Below are 12,179 nucleotides of genomic sequence, written 5' to 3' on the forward strand. Positions count from 1 at the left end.
GGTCCCCGGTGCGTAATCGGGCGCATCCGGAAGGCCGAAGGCGCGCTCGAGCGTCTCGATGCCGGAGTCGTGCAGGTACCCGGAGAGCTGGGTCCCGACGTACCGCAGGTGGTACGGCTCCGACTCGTACCCCGTGATCGGAGTGGCGTCGGGCTTGTAGCGCACGAGGAAGCCGAAGCGATGGGCGTTGGCGCCGACCCACTGCCCCTCCGGAGTGTCGCCCCAGCAGATCTCGAGCGCGCACGCGCCCGACGCTCCCACCACGTCGACCGCCCAGCCGGTCTGGTGCTCGCTGTGCCCCGGGCGCGCACTCGTCGCATCCGCTCCCGCCTGCCCGCGCGAGGACACCCAGCCCGCGTAGACGCTGACCTGGGTGTCGTAGGAGCGGTAGGCGCTCTGCACCGCCAGCGAGAGGCCGGCCTCGGAGCGGGCGGCGGCGAAGAGCGGGACGAGGGCGTCCGCGGTCGCCTGGCGCATCGGCTGCCGGTTGACGTAGGGCACGTCGGGGAAGGTCAGGTCGGCGGGGACGTAGTCGACCGGCGCGAGCGTCCGCAGCTTGTTGACGACGACCCAGGTGCTCGCCGGGTCGCCGACGGACTGCGCGGTGAGGTCGATCCCGGAGGCGGTGGGAGTGGGTGTGGGAGTCGGAGTGGCGGTCGGCACCGCCGTGGGCGTCGAGGTGGTCGCGGCCGCGGAGGGCGACGGAGCGGGCGGCGCCGTCGAGGGGGTCGGCGAGGGCGCCGGCGCTCCGTTCCCGATGGCGGCTCCGACCCCCAGCGCGGTCAGGCCCGCCGCGGCGGCCACACCCCCGATGACCAGGGCTCGGCGGCGGACGGGGCGCCCATCGGTCGGCTCGTTCTCGTTCGACGTCATCCTCCGAGCCTAGACAGACCCGTTCCTGCGCATCTGCTGAAGCACCGGCGATCGGTTCTGTCCACCCGTGCCCCTCCACGCGGGTCGCGCATATCCTCTAAGGATTCACATAAGCAGACCCCCTAGCTTGAGTGACAGCCACGACTCCGCGTGCGACCGCCCCCTCGGCTGCACGGCCCCCCACGGAGCCGTCGATGGAAGGACCCCATGCTCCGACCCCTCACCGCACCCTCCGTCCCTCTCGCCGCCCTCGCTCGGACGCTCGAGATCGGCGACGAGGGCGGCCTGACGGCCGAGATCAGCGGAGTGACGCTGATCGCCTCCGACGTCGAGCCCGGCGACCTCTTCGTCGCCCTGCCCGGGGTCAACCGCCACGGGGCCGAGTTCGTCGAGCAGGCCGTGGCCCGCGGCGCCTCCGCCGTGCTGACCGACACCGCGGGCGCCGACGCCGCGCGCGCGACCGGTCTGCCCGTCCTCGTGGTCGACGACCCCCGCTCCCGCCTGGGCGCCGTCGCCGCCGCCGTCTACGGGACGGCCGAGCGCTCCCCCGTGCTGCTCGGCGTGACCGGCACCAACGGCAAGACGTCGACCGTCCACATGCTCGAGGGGATCCTCCGCCAGCTCGGCGTCGTGCCCGGCCTCAGCTCGACCGCGGAGCGCCACATCGGCGACACCTCGGTGACCAGCGGCCTGACCACCCCGGAGGCGACGGAGCTGCACGCGCTCGTCGCCCGCATGGAGGAGGAGGGCGTCGGCGCCGCCGCGATCGAGGTCAGCGCCCAGGCGCTCACCCGCCACCGCGTCGACGGCGTGGTCTTCGACGTCGCCGGCTTCACGAACCTCAGCCACGACCACCTCGACGACTACGGCGACATGGACACCTACTTCGACGAGAAGGCCCAGCTGTTCCAGCCCGATCGCGCGCGCCGGGCCGTCGTCTCGCTCGACTCCCCCGCGGGCGCGCGCCTCGTCGAGGTCGCCGGCGTGCCGGTCACCACGATCACCTCCCTCCCGGGCGTCGACGCCGACTGGACCGTGACGGTGCTCGAGCAGGAGTTCGGCCGCACCCGCTTCCGGATCGGGAACCGCGAGGGCCGTGCCATCACGACCTCCGTGCCGATCATCGGCACCCACATGGCCGCCAACGCCGGTCTGGCGATCGTGATGCTGATCGAGTCCGGTCGGCCGATCGGCGAGATCCGCGCCGCGGTGCACCGCGACGGCGGAGTGGACGCCTCCCTCCCCGGCCGCACCGAGCGCGTCTCCGGCAACCGCGGCCCCACGGTGTACGTCGACTTCGGACACAGCGCCGACGCCTTCGCCCGCACCCTGGAGGCCGTCCGCGAGGTCACTCCCGGCCGCGTGGTCATGGTGTTCGGCGCCGACGGCGACCGGGACGCGCTCAAGCGCCCGGCGATGGCCGAAGCCGCCGTCCTGGGCAGCGACGTGCTGATCGTCACCGACCACCACCCGCGCTTCGAGGACCCGGCCTCGATCCGGCGCACCCTCGTCGAGGCCGCCCGCGCCGCACGTCCGGACGCCGAGATCCACGAGGTCGACGACCCCAAGCGCGCCATCCGCGTCGCCGTGTCCCTGGCGCACGAGGGCGACGCCATCCTCTGGGCCGGCCCCGGGCACCAGAACTACCGCGACATCCTCGGCGTGCGCACGCCGTACTCGGCCCGAGCCGAGGCCCGCGCAGCGCTCCGCGAGGCCGGCTGGGCGGACGAGGCGGTCCCCGCTCCGGCCTGAGGCACGGCCCCGGCACGGCGGCCCTGAGATCCCGTTCAGGCTCGCCGGACGCTCTGTCGCGCTCTCCGCACGCGGTGTAACTTTGCGCAGCACGCAACGTTTGCGGCGGATCGCCGTGCCTGGACGCGTCCGCCAGACAAGGGGACCACCGTGGCCGACTCCGCCTCCGCTCCATCCGCTCCGACCTCGACGCCGTCCGGCGCCGTGATGTCGCACCGGCAGATCCTGTTCGTCATCTTCGGCCTGATGGCAGGGATGTTCCTCTCCTCGCTCGACCAGACCATCGTCGGCACCTCGATGCGCACCATCGCGGACGACCTCGACGGCCTCTCGCAGCAGGCGTGGGTGACCACCGCCTACCTGATCGTCTCGACGATCGCGACGCCGATCTACGGCAAGCTCTCCGACATCTTCGGACGCCGCCCGCTCTACCTGATCGCGATCGTGCTGTTCCTGATCGGCTCGACGCTCGCCGGCTTCTCGACCTCGATGCTCGGCCTCGCGGGCTTCCGCGCCGTGCAGGGCCTCGGCGCCGGCGGGCTCATGTCGCTCGCGCTCACGGTGATGGGCGACATCCTGCCCCCGCGCGAGCGCGCCAAGTACCAGGGCTACTTCCTGGCCGTCTTCGGGATCTCCAGCGTCGTCGGACCGCTCATCGGCGGCCTGCTCGCCGGCACCCCCGAGATCCTCTTCATCACCGGCTGGCGCTGGGTCTTCCTGATCAACCTCCCGATCGGCGCCGTCGCGCTCTTCATCGTCGTGCGGTTCCTCCACCTGCCCAAGCCCGCCGGCAAGCGCTCGGTGCGGATCGACTGGTGGGGCGCCTCCCTCGTCGTCATCGCCGCGGGACCGCTGCTGCTGATCGCCGAGCAGGGCCGCGAGTGGGGCTGGGGCTCGCCGATCGCGTGGGTCTGCTACATCGTCGGCGCGCTGGGCGTCATCGGCTTCATCGCGGCCGAGCGGATGATGGGCGACGACGCGCTCATCCCCCTCAAGCTCTTCCGCTCGCCGACCTTCTCGATGGCGACCGTGCTGGGCGTCCTCGTCGGCTTCGGCATGTTCGGCGGCATGATGGCGATCCCGCTGTACCTGCAGCTGGTGAACGGCGCCACGCCGACCGAGTCCGGCTTCCTGATGCTGCCGATGATCCTCGGCCTGATGATCGCCTCGATCGTCTCGGGTCAGATCATCTCGCGCACGGGCCGCTACCGCGCCTTCCCGATCGTCGGCACGTTCCTGATGTCGGCCGCGTTCTTCTACTTCACCTTCGTGACGATCGACAAGCCGGTGATCTTCATGATGGGCGGGATGCTGATGCTGGGCCTCGGGCTCGGGCAGATGATGCAGACCCTCACCCTGGCCTCGCAGAACTCGGTCGACGTGGCGAACATGGGAGTCGCGACCAGCGCCTCCACGTTCTTCCGCCAGATCGGCGGCACCCTGGGCACCGCCGTGATCTTCTCGGTGCTGTTCAGCCGGATCCCCGACACCATCGCCGCGGCCTTCAAGAACCCGGCGCTCGCGGCGGATCTGCAGCGGGCCGCCACCGACCCCGCCGTCGCCGCGGACCCGGCCAACGCCGGGATCCTGAAGCTGCTGCAGTCGCAGGACACCGCCGCGATCGGCTCCGCGCTCGACGGGGACACCTCGTTCCTGAACACCGCGGACCGCGCCCTGTCGGCCCCGTTCCTGACCGGGTTCAACGACGCGACCGTGACCGTGTTCCAGGTCGCGCTGGGCGTGGTCCTGCTGGCCTTCGTGCTCTCGTGGTTCCTCAAGACCCCGCCGCTGCGCGCGAAGTCGGCCATGCAGGAGGCGCACGACCTCGCGGCCGAGGACAGCGCGGAGGAGCTGCGCCGCACGGACCCGCAGCTGGCCGCGCGCGCCGGGGCCGACCTGGCCGCGGGCAGCATCGAGCCGGACGTCCGGACGGACTCGATCCGCACCGCTCCTCCGCGCGACGGGCACGGCGCCCACCGAGCCTGATCGGGAAGCGCCGACGGACCGCGTCCTGCGCTCCGCTCCTCCCCTCCGAGGCGCCGCCTCCGCCGTCCGGACACCGCCCTCGCTGCGGTGTCCGGACGGGGAGGCGGCGCCTCGCGGTCGTCCGGGGCGCGATGTCCCGCGTTCCGGAGCGAGAGAGCGCTCCACCGGGGCTCTAGGATGGTCGGACCGCTGCCGAAGGAGTCCGCAATGAGCGCCGCCCCCACCCCCTCCCCCGCGACCCCGAGCCTCTCGGAGCAGATCGCCCGCGCCGACCGGCTCGCCGTCCGCGACTGGCCCGCCGGCTTCCTCTGGGGATCCGCGACCGCTGCCGCCCAGATCGAGGGCGCCGGCCACGAGGGCGGCAAGGAGGACAGCATCTGGGACGCGTTCTCCCGCGTCCCCGGAGCGGTCGCGAAGGGCGACACCCCCGAGGTCGCGGTGGACCACTACCACCGGATGCCGGCGGACGTGCGGCTGATGAAGGAGCTGGGGCTCGGCTCCTACCGCTTCTCGGTCAGCTGGGCGCGCGTGAAGCCGGGCGACCGCGCCGTGAACCCCGAGGGCCTCGACTTCTACTCCCGCCTGGTCGACGAGCTGCTCGGCGCCGGCGTGCTGCCGTGGCTCACCCTCTACCACTGGGACCTCCCGCAGGCCGTCGAGGAGACCGGCGGCTGGGCGAACCGCGACACCGCCGAGCGCTTCCGGGACTACGCCGAGGCCGTCTACGAGAGCCTCGGCGACCGGGTGCAGCACTGGACGACGTTCAACGAGCCGTTCTGCTCGACCCTGCTCTCCTACGGGGCGGGCGTGCACGCCCCCGGCGTGATCTCGCAGCAGAAGGCCCTCGCCGCCGTGCACCACACGCACCTCGCCCACGGGCTGGCCGTCTCGACGCTCCGGCAGCTCGGAGCGCAGAACCTCGGCATCACGCTCAACCTCTCGAACGCCGTCCCCGACGACCCCGAGGACGAGGCCGACCTCGACGCCGCACGCCGCTTCGACGCCCTCCAGAACCGGATCTTCCTCGACCCGCTGCTGCGCGGCGAGTACCCCGAGGACCTGCTCGAGGACGTCGCCGGGCTCGGGCTCGACGAGCTGATCGTCGACGGCGACCTCGATCTCATCTCGCTCCCGCTCGACTTCCTCGGCGTGAACCACTACCACGACGACAACGTCTCGGCGCATCCGCTGCCGGCCGGAGCCGACGACTTCGCCCAGGCGACCGACCGCGAGGTCGGCTCCCCCTGGGTCGGCTCCGAGTTCATCACCTTCCCGTCGCGAGGGCTGCCGCGCACCGCGATGGACTGGGAGGTGAACCCCGACGGGCTGCGCTACCTGCTGACCCGCCTGGGCCTGGAGTACGAGAACCTCCCTCCGCTCTACGTGACCGAGAACGGCGCCGCCTACGACGACGTCGTCGAGGACGGCCGCGTGCACGACGCGGACCGCACGCAGTACGTGCTCGACCACGTCGAGAAGGTCGCCGACGCGATCGACCAGGGCGCCGACGTCCGCGGCTACTTCGTCTGGTCCCTCCTCGACAACTACGAGTGGGCCTGGGGCTACGAGAAGCGCTTCGGCATCGTGCGCGTCGACTACGACACGCAGGAGCGGATCGTGAAGGACTCGGGCCTGGTCTACTCCCGACTGCTCGGCGGCAGCGCCGCGGCGATCCTGGACTGACCCGTGAGCGAGCCGACGGGCGTCCGCGGCGGGGGCCGCTCCCCCACCCTCGAGATGGTCGCGGCGCGGGCCGGAGTCTCGCGCGCGACGGTCTCGCGGGTGGTCAACGGCGCCCCGCAGGTGGCGGCCGAGATCGTGGCCGCCGTCGAGAAGGCGATCGGCGAGCTCGACTACGTGCCCAATCACGCGGCGCGGATGCTCGCCTCGCGGCGCACGCAGTCGATCGCGCTGATCGTGCCGGAGTCGACCGCGCGCGTCTTCGCGGACCCGTTCTTCGCCTCGATCGTGCAGGGCGCCGCGATGCGCCTGGCCGACACGGACTACACGCTCTCGATGCTGATCGCGTCCGAGACGGACGGCGAGAAGACGCGGCGGTACCTGCTCGGCGGCAATGTCGACGGCGCGCTCGTGGTCTCGCACCACTCCGGCGACCACTCCTACGCGGCGCTCTCGGGCACGCTGCCGATCGTCTTCGGCGGCCGGCCGCTCTCGCCGGACGAGCGCGGCTCCTACTTCGTCGACGTGGACAACACGGAGGGGGCGGCCGTCGCCACCGCGCACCTGATCGAGCGCGGCCGGCGCCGGATCGCCACCATCGCGGGCCCCGCCGACATGCCGCCGGGCGTCGACCGCCTGATCGGCTGGCGCGGCGCGCTCACCGACGCCGGCCTCGCCGACGACCTCGTCGAGTGGGGAGACTTCTCGCCGGCGAGCGGCACCGAGGCGATGCGCCGCCTCCTCGCCCGCGACCCCGACCTGGACGGCGTCTTCGCCGCGAACGACCAGATGGCGGTCGGCGCCTACGCCGCCCTCCGCGAGGCCGGCCGCCGGATCCCCGAGGACGTGTCCGTCGTGGGCTTCGACGACGATCTCTTCGCGCGGAACGCCGTCCCCGCGCTGACCACGGTGCGCCAGCTCCCCGACGAGCTCGGCGCCCGCATGGTGGAGCTGCTGACCGCCCGCATCGAGGGGCTCCCCGTTGAGCACCGCACGCTGATGCCGACGTCGCTGGTCGTCCGCGCCAGCAGCTGACCCCGGCCCGCGACTGTCCAGGAGTCGTCGCAGTCGACGCCGAGTGCGACTACTCCTGCGTAGTCGGAGGGCTCCGCGTGCTCGATCGGATGCGGACCGGCGGGCGGATCCGGACGGTGGGGCGGACGCGGGCGGCGGGGCGGGGATGGACGAGCGGGTCGATCCGTCGACGGGGTGCGTCACGGTCGCCAGCCGTGGGCCACGAGAGCGGCACGGAGCTCGGCGATCGTGCGCGCCCTGCCCCGGGTCAGACCCTCCGCGCGGACGACCACGACGATCCAGCCCGCGAGGTGCAGGGCCAGGAGCCGTTCACGATCGCGTGAGAACTGCGCGTCGTCCGTCCGGTGCTGGCCGCCGTCGTACTCCGCCACCACCTTCCACCGTTCGAAGACCAGATCGCCGACCGCGAGCAGTCGGCCGCCGATCCTGATCTCGGCGTTCACGTCGGGCGCGGGCAGTCCCGCCTCCTCGACGAGAGCGCGGAGCCAGGTCTCCCTCCGCGAGGCGGCTCCGGTCGATGCCAGCCGCAGAGCCTCAGCCAGGCCGCGTCGGCCCCGGCCCCGATGGGAGGCCAGGCGGTCCTGCAGCTCGTGAAGCCGGACATGGGGACGCGGATCGTCCCGGCGCGGGTAGCGCGGCTCGAACAGGAGGTGGTCCGTCGCCGCGAGGAGATCGCGGGCGGACAGCAGTGGCGCGAGCGCGATCCACGTCGACACCGCTCCCGTCACCGGCAGGCCGTGCCGCTCGACCCTGTCCGTCTCCGTGAGGGTGTGGCCGATCACACCCCGGGTCCTGGGGGGCCGGTGCGGCGTCGTCGCCGACACGTGGATCGGATCGTCCTCGCCGGGTCGCGCCGGGAGCGGCACTCCCCAGGCTTCGGCCGCGGTCAGGTGGGAGAAGAGCTGCCAGGGCCGCAGCCGCGGCAGATAGGCGACGGCTCGTTCCAGGTGCGTGACGGGCGCCACCCGGGTGCTCACTCCGTGGAAGGGGCTGGCCAGGGCGGGAGTGCGCAGCCGGGTGTCCGTCATCCCGGCGCGGAGTGCCGCTCGCCGGGTGAAGGCTCCGAGGTCGGTGCTGGACATGCCGCGATTCTGGGGGTCCGTGATCCTCGTCCGTCTCCCGCGATCCGCATTCTGTGGACGAACCCCTGATCCCGCACCTGGGGAGGCGCGCCTCCCACCACGACTGTCCAGGAGTTGTCGCAGTCGGCGTCGAGTGCGACAACTCCTGGACAGTCGGAGCGATCGATGTCGAGTGCGACACCTTCTGGACAGTGGGAGCGACCGAACTCGACTGCGACGACTCCTGGACAGTGGGAGCCGGCCGGTGCGCAGGAGTCGCGGGGGTGGCGAGCGAGGACGGCGACGTCTGAGGAGTCGAGAGGGCCCGCGTCAGAGGAAGAGCGGCGCCGGGTCGAGGGCGGCGAAGCGGCGGCGCATGACGGCGACCGCGTCGGCGTGCTCGTCGACGAGGACGAAGCGGCGGCCGAGAGCGTGCGCGACGGCGCCGGTCGTGCCGGAGCCGGCGAAGAAGTCGAGGACGGCGTCGCCCTCGCGGCTGGACGCCTGCACGATGCGGCGGAGGATCCCCTCCGGCTTCTGCGTCGGGTACCCGGTCTTCTCGCGGCCGGTCGGCGAGACGATCGTGTGCCACCACACGTCGGTCGGCCGCTTGCCGCGCTCGGCCTTCTCGGGGGTCACGAGGCCCGGGGCCATGTACGGCTCGCGGTCCACGGCGGCGGAGTCGAAGTGGTAGCCGCGCGGGTCCTTCACGTAGACGAGGATCGTGTCGTGCTTGGTCGGCCAGCGGCGCGTGGCCTTCGCTCCGTAGTCGTAGGCCCAGATGATCTCGTTGAGGAAGCACTCGCGGCCGAAGAGCGCGTCGAGCAGCACCTTCGCGTAGTGCGCCTCGCGGTAGTCGAGGTGGAGGTAGAGGGTGCCGTCGTCGGCGAGGAGCCGCCACGCCTCGGCCAGACGCGGCTCGAGGAACGACCAGTAGTCGTCGAAGCGGTCGTCGTAGCGGAGCAGGTCGCCGCGGATCCGCTCGTAGCTGCGCCCCTTGAAGCCGGCGATCGTGCCGGTGGTGGAGCGCACCGAGGTGGTCGAGGTGCGCACCTGCGCCCGGCCCGTGTTGAACGGCGGGTCGAGGTAGACGACGGTGAAAGCGCCGTCGGCCAGCTGCGGCAGGACCTCGAGATTGTCGGCGTGGAACACCGCGCTCCGCGACTCCGGGACGCCGTCCGCGATCTGGATCGTCCTGGGCACCCGGCAATTGTGCCAGTGCGCGCGAGCCCGGCGACACGCTCCGCGCCTCGCGCCCGCGCTCGACGGATGCCGGGGAGGCTCCGGCGTAGAGTGGCGCGATGATCTCCGAGGTGCGCCACGACGAGGACTCGTCCCGCTACACGCTCTGGCTCGACGGCGAGACCGTCGGAGTCGCGGACTACGCCGTCCGCGGCCGCGACGTGGTCTTCCTCCACACCGAGATCGCGCCCGAGCACCGCCACGAGGGCCTCGGCGAGACCCTCGTCGAGGCGGCCCTCGACGACGCGCACGAGCGCTTCGGCGGGCGCATCGTCCCGGCCTGCCCGTTCGTCGCCGAGTTCATCGCCGAGCACCCGGACTACCAGGAGCTCCTCGCGAGCTGAGGGGCGCCCGCCGGTCCGGCCCGCCGCGTACCGCTCCGGGTCCACGCGCCGGCGACCGCCGCCCCGGACCCGCCGGTCAGGGGACGCGCCGCAGCCACTCCGGAGTCGAGTACTTCGTCCGCACCAGCTCCTCCGCCGCCGCGTACTCCTCCTCGGTCAGCGTTCCCGCCTCGCCGCCGTGCAGCTGCACGAAGGTCGCCTTCATGCGCTCGATGATCTCGGCGCGGCTGAGCCCGGTCTGGCTGCGCAGCGGGTCGACGCGCTTCACGGCGGAGGCGATGCCCTTGTCCGAGAGCTTCTCGCGGCCGATCCGCAGCACCTGCACCATCTTCTCGGCGTCGATGTCGTAGCTCATGGTCACGTGATGGAGGACGGCGCCGGAGCCCAGGCGCTTCTGCGCGGCGCCGCCGATCTTGCCCGAGGGCGAGGTGATGTCGTTGAGCGGCTGGTAGACCGCGTCGATCCCGAGCGACTGCAGCGCGCTGACGGCCCACTCGTCGAGGAAGGCGTAGGAGTCGGCGAAGGTCAGCCCCTGGACGAGGTCGCCGGGGACGTAGAGCGAGTACGTGACGACGCTGCCCGCCTCCATGAACATCGCGCCGCCGCCCGAGATGCGGCGGACCACGTCGACGCCGTACTTCGCCGCGTTGTCGAGGTCGACCTCGTTGCGGAGCGACTGGAAGCTGCCGATGACGACGGCGGGCTGGTCCCACTCCCAGATCCGCAGCGTCGGCTCGCGACGGCCCTCGCCGACCGCGGCGGTCAGCACCTCGTCGAGCGCCAGGTGGGTCGCGGGAGGGACGGCCCGGTCGTGCACGATGCGCCAGTCGTAGTCGCGCCAGCTGGTCGCCTTCTGCAGCGAGCGGCGGATCGCGACCGCGACGGCCTCGGGCGTGAAGCCGAGCAGGACCGCGTCGGCCGGGAGCGCCCGCCGGATGGCGGCGGCGATGGACTTCGCGTCCGTCTCGGCCGGGAGGCCCACGACCGCGCGATCGATGTCGTCGAGGGCCGTGTCGGGCTCGAGGAAGAAGTCGCCCGCCAGGCGGAACCCGGCGAACCTCCCGTCGACCACGTCGAGGTCGACGACCACGAGCTTTCCGCCGGGGACCTTGTACTCGCCATGCATGACGCCAGCCTAGGCGCGAGCCGGGGCGGGGAAGCGCTCGCCCAGCCACTCCACGAGATCGGCCGTGACCTCGGCCCGGTTGAGCTCCTGGAACAGCTCGTGCCGCGCCTCCGGGTACACCCGCACCGAGACGTCCGTGTACCCGGCCCGCCGCCGGTAGGCCTGGGCGAGCGCGCGCACCGACCGCTCGCCGCCGAGGGTGTCGTCGGCGCCCACGACCAGCAGCAGGGGCAGCGGATGCTCGGGCCCGCGCTTCGGGCGGCCGACCAGCCGCAGGGTCTCGACCAGCCCGATCCGCTTCGCGAGCGGCGTGGTGAAGGTGAGGGGGTCGTCGTGGAAACGCTGCCAGACCTCCGGGTCGCGGGAGAGCCACTCGAGGCCGAGACCGCCGGCGACGCGGTGCCGCTTCGCCAGGTCGCCCGCGTTCATGTGCCCCGGGAGGCGGTAGGCCGTGCCGCTCAGCACGAGCGCGGCGTAGGCGCCGGAGTGGTGGTCGACGATCCGCTGCGCCATGAGCGACCCCCAGGAGTGGCCGAGCAGCACGATCGGCACTCCCGGGCTCTCCTCCGCGAGCAGCTCCGTCAGCCGGAGGATCGCCGCCTCGGTCGCGCGCAGGCCGCCCGGCCCCAGCAGTCCGAGCCGGGAGGAGTCGCCGCCGTGCTGCTCGAGGCCGGTCCGGCCGTGCCCGCGGTGGTCGTCCGCCGCGACCGCGTACCCGGCGGCGACCAGCGCCTCCGCCAGCTCGACGTAGCGCCCCGAGTGCTCGCCGACCCCGTGGGCCAGCTGCACGATCGCGCGGGGCGAGGGGTGCGGCCACCAGCGGTAGTGGATGACGACGCCGGAGGCGTCCTGGAAGGTCCTGTCGACAGCGGCGCCGGTCATGGTGACCAGTGTGGCGCTCCGGCCGCTGGGCGCGAGGGACGCGATGAGAACTGAGAAGATACTCACGATCCATCGGCGGGCGCCCTGCTCGCTACGGTGCCTCGCTACCTTTTCCCTTGACGAGCGACCCCCGCGACCGTCCCCCGACCCCCTCACCTTCACCACGCCGCTCGCGAAGCGGATCGGGCTGGTCGAGAC

General features: G+C 72.6%; 10 protein-coding genes. 5 read left to right on the top strand and 5 right to left on the bottom strand.

Annotated features, from left to right (window positions below; all coding sequences use genetic code 11):
* Nucleotides 1–873: D-alanyl-D-alanine carboxypeptidase family protein (locus C5C95_RS16475; RefSeq protein ID WP_104324873.1), on the bottom strand; the 873-nt coding region annotated here is incomplete at its 3' end.
* A 207-nt stretch (nt 874–1,080) separates the two neighbouring features.
* Here C5C95_RS16475 and C5C95_RS16480 point away from each other — a divergent pair.
* The 4 genes from C5C95_RS16480 to C5C95_RS16495 all read left to right on the top strand — a co-directional run bounded on the left by C5C95_RS16480 (nt 1,081) and on the right by C5C95_RS16495 (nt 7,326).
* Nucleotides 1,081–2,625, top strand: a complete 1,545-nt coding sequence (locus tag C5C95_RS16480) for a Mur ligase family protein (RefSeq protein ID WP_104324874.1) — start codon at nt 1,081–1,083, stop codon at nt 2,623–2,625.
* A 207-nt stretch (nt 2,626–2,832) separates the two neighbouring features.
* On the top strand, nt 2,833–4,611 hold the full coding sequence (locus tag C5C95_RS16485) for an MDR family MFS transporter (protein ID WP_104226227.1): 1,779 nt from the start codon (nt 2,833–2,835) through the stop codon (nt 4,609–4,611).
* A 207-nt stretch (nt 4,612–4,818) separates the two neighbouring features.
* Entirely contained in the window at nt 4,819–6,294 is a 1,476-nt protein-coding gene (locus tag C5C95_RS16490; protein ID WP_104324875.1) for a GH1 family beta-glucosidase, read from the top strand.
* A 54-nt stretch (nt 6,295–6,348) separates the two neighbouring features.
* Complete coding sequence (locus tag C5C95_RS16495; protein ID WP_104225165.1) at nt 6,349–7,326, top strand: LacI family DNA-binding transcriptional regulator; 978 nt, start codon at nt 6,349–6,351, stop codon at nt 7,324–7,326.
* A 179-nt stretch (nt 7,327–7,505) separates the two neighbouring features.
* Here the strand turns inward: C5C95_RS16495 and C5C95_RS16500 are convergent, their stop codons facing one another.
* Both C5C95_RS16500 and C5C95_RS16505 read right to left on the bottom strand, forming a co-directional pair.
* Nucleotides 7,506–8,408: a hypothetical protein gene (locus C5C95_RS16500; RefSeq protein WP_104324876.1), complete on the bottom strand. Its 903-nt coding sequence runs from the start codon at nt 8,406–8,408 to the stop codon at nt 7,506–7,508.
* Nucleotides 8,409–8,717: 309 nt separating this feature from the next.
* Nucleotides 8,718–9,590, bottom strand: a complete 873-nt coding sequence (locus C5C95_RS16505; protein WP_104225160.1) for a site-specific DNA-methyltransferase — start codon at nt 9,588–9,590, stop codon at nt 8,718–8,720.
* A gap of 98 nt (nt 9,591–9,688) precedes the next feature.
* On the opposite strand from C5C95_RS16505, the gene C5C95_RS16510 reads away from it, so the two are divergent.
* Nucleotides 9,689–9,973 carry a GNAT family N-acetyltransferase gene (locus C5C95_RS16510; protein ID WP_104233160.1) on the top strand — a complete coding sequence of 95 codons (285 nt, stop codon included), beginning with the start codon at nt 9,689–9,691 and terminating at the stop codon, nt 9,971–9,973.
* Nucleotides 9,974–10,049: 76 nt separating this feature from the next.
* On the opposite strand, the gene C5C95_RS16515 is transcribed toward C5C95_RS16510, so the two are convergent.
* Nucleotides 10,050–11,099 carry a biotin/lipoate A/B protein ligase family protein gene (locus C5C95_RS16515; RefSeq protein WP_104324877.1) on the bottom strand — a complete coding sequence of 350 codons (1,050 nt, stop codon included), beginning with the start codon at nt 11,097–11,099 and terminating at the stop codon, nt 10,050–10,052.
* Nucleotides 11,100–11,108: 9 nt separating this feature from the next.
* A complete protein-coding gene (locus C5C95_RS16520; RefSeq protein WP_104233159.1) occupies nt 11,109–11,981 on the bottom strand; it encodes an alpha/beta fold hydrolase in 873 nt (290 codons plus the stop codon).
* Nucleotides 11,982–12,179 lie beyond the last annotated feature (198 nt).

Source organism: Rathayibacter sp. AY1B7 (assembly GCF_002932735.1).
Lineage (GTDB): Bacteria > Actinomycetota > Actinomycetes > Actinomycetales > Microbacteriaceae > Rathayibacter.

Excerpts from the sequence above, each read along its gene's own strand:
- C5C95_RS16480 (WP_104324874.1), top strand. The coding sequence starts at position 1,081 with ATGCTCCGACCCCTCACCGCACCCTCCGTCCCTCTCGCCGCCCTCGCT.
- C5C95_RS16485 (WP_104226227.1), top strand. The coding sequence starts at position 2,833 with ATGTCGCACCGGCAGATCCTGTTCGTCATCTTCGGCCTGATGGCAGGG.
- C5C95_RS16490 (WP_104324875.1), top strand. The coding sequence starts at position 4,819 with ATGAGCGCCGCCCCCACCCCCTCCCCCGCGACCCCGAGCCTCTCGGAG.
- C5C95_RS16495 (WP_104225165.1), top strand. The coding sequence starts at position 6,349 with ATGGTCGCGGCGCGGGCCGGAGTCTCGCGCGCGACGGTCTCGCGGGTG.
- C5C95_RS16500 (WP_104324876.1), bottom strand. The coding sequence starts at position 8,408 with ATGTCCAGCACCGACCTCGGAGCCTTCACCCGGCGAGCGGCACTCCGC.
- C5C95_RS16510 (WP_104233160.1), top strand. The coding sequence starts at position 9,689 with ATGATCTCCGAGGTGCGCCACGACGAGGACTCGTCCCGCTACACGCTC.
- C5C95_RS16515 (WP_104324877.1), bottom strand. The coding sequence starts at position 11,099 with ATGCATGGCGAGTACAAGGTCCCCGGCGGAAAGCTCGTGGTCGTCGAC.
- C5C95_RS16520 (WP_104233159.1), bottom strand. The coding sequence starts at position 11,981 with ATGACCGGCGCCGCTGTCGACAGGACCTTCCAGGACGCCTCCGGCGTC.